Raw genomic sequence first — 1968 nt, forward strand, 5'->3', positions numbered from 1 at the left:
ACCTGCCGCCTGGCCCTGGACGCCCGGGCGGTCTGCGGGCGGCGGGCGAAGGCGCCCAGCGCGTAGACCAGTGTGCGGCGGGAGACGGTGCCCCGGGCCCGCACGTAACCGTCGACGCGCAGCGGCACCCCCTCGGGCAGCTGCCGGACGGTGTAGAGCACGCCCAGGTCGTACGGCACCGAGTCGAAACCGCAGGCGTGCACCAGCCGGGCGCCCGTGACCCGGGCGCGTTCGTGGTGCCGCAGGAACACCGTGTCGGCGAACTCCGGTTCACCGGTGAGGTCGGCGTAGTCGGTGCCCTCCTCGGCGCACGCCGCCGCCAGCGGTTCGCCGTACTGCTGGTAGGGGCCGACGGTGGTGGCCACCACCCGGGTGTCGGCGGCCAGCCGGCGCAGCGCCTCCCGGTCGGAGGCGTCCGCCTCCAGCAGCGGCAGGCCGGCGCACTCCGGCCGGATCGACGCCAGCCCGTCGCGCACCCGGGCGAGTCTGTCGAGGTTGCGCCCGGCCAGCGCCCAGCGGCAGCCCTCCGGGGCGTGTGCGGCGAGGTACTCGGCCGTCAGCCGTCCGGTGAAACCGGTCGCGCCGAAAAGGACAAGATCGTGGGTCCGGGACACACCTGCTCCTCGTGCGGGGATGAGGGACGCCGGGTGCCGGGCCGTCACCCGCCGACAGCCGTCCCGGCCGTCGGGCGTGCGGTCCGTCACCGGTCGGTCCAGCGTACGGCCGGGTAATCCGGAGCCGTCAGGTCTTGTGGAAAGTGGAACACGTTCTTAGCATCGCTGGTGTTACATCAGTTGTGTCACACGGCTGGGGGTCGCATGACGACGGCGTCGGACACGCCCGGACCGCTCGCGGGGCTGCGGGTGGTCGAACTCGCGGGCATCGGCCCCGGCCCGTTCGCGGCCATGCTGCTCGCCGACCTCGGCGCGGACGTGGTCCGCGTCGACCGCCCCGGGGGCGCCGGGCTGGGCATCGATCCGCGCTTCGACGTCACCAACCGCAACAAGCGCTCGATGCTCGTCGACCTCAAGACCGCGCGGGGGGTCGAGCAGGTCCTCGAGCTGGCGGTCCGGGCCGACGCGCTGATCGAGGGCTGGCGGCCCGGCGTGGCCGAACGTCTCGGCGTCGGCCCGCGGCAGTGCCTCGACCGCAACCCGGCCCTCGTCTACGGGCGGATGACGGGCTGGGGCCAGGACGGCCCGCTCGCCCCGCGCGCCGGGCACGACATCGGCTACATCGCGGTCACCGGCGCACTGGGCATGATCGGCGCCGCCGACGGCCCGCCGCACGCCCCGGCCAACCTGCTCGGTGACTACGCGGGCGGCTCGCTCTACCTGGTCGTCGGAATGCTGGCCGCCCTGCGGCACGCGGCCGCGCACGGCGAGGGCCAGGTGGTCGACGCCGCCATCGTGGACGGCACCAGCCACCTCACCTCGATGATCCACGGCATGCTGGCTGCCGGCGGCTGGCAGGACCGCCGGGGCATGAACCTGCTCGACGGCGGCTGCCCGTTCTACGGCGTCTACCGCACCTCGGACGGCGGCCACATGGCGGTCGGAGCGCTGGAGAGCCGCTTCTACGCGCGGTTCGTGCGACTGCTCGGTTTGACGGACCCACCCGACCCGTACGACCTCGCCGCCTGGGGCGAGCTGCGCGAGGCCGTCGCGGAACGCTTCGCCTCCGCCACCCGGGAGCACTGGACGGAGGTCTTCGAGGGCACCGACGCCTGCGTCGCCCCCGTGCTGTCGTTGCGCGAGGCACCCGAACACCCGCACCTGGCCGCCCGCGGCACCTTCGTGACCCACGAGGGCATCACCCAGCCGGCGCCGGCGCCCCGCTTCTCGGCCACGCCCGGAACGGTGCGCTCCGGACCGGCCGCGCCAGGCGCGCACGCCGCCGGGATCACCCGCGACTGGGGCCTGGAGGGCCCGGAACCACCGGGGGAGGACTGATCCGGGAGCGGGAACG

General features: G+C 74.6%; 2 protein-coding genes. One reads left to right on the forward strand and one right to left on the reverse strand.

Features of this window, described 5'->3' with window-relative positions; translation table 11 throughout:
- On the reverse strand, window positions 1–614 hold a 614-nt coding region (locus ACYVE9_RS24805), incomplete at its 3' end, for a saccharopine dehydrogenase family protein (protein WP_461030132.1).
- 204 nt (window positions 615–818) lie between these two features.
- Here ACYVE9_RS24805 and ACYVE9_RS24810 point away from each other — a divergent pair.
- A complete protein-coding gene (locus ACYVE9_RS24810; RefSeq protein WP_461030133.1) occupies window positions 819–1952 on the forward strand; it encodes a CaiB/BaiF CoA transferase family protein in 1134 nt (377 codons plus the stop codon).
- The last annotated feature ends 16 nt before the right edge of the window (window positions 1953–1968 follow it).

The organism is Streptomyces sparsus (assembly GCF_054776295.1).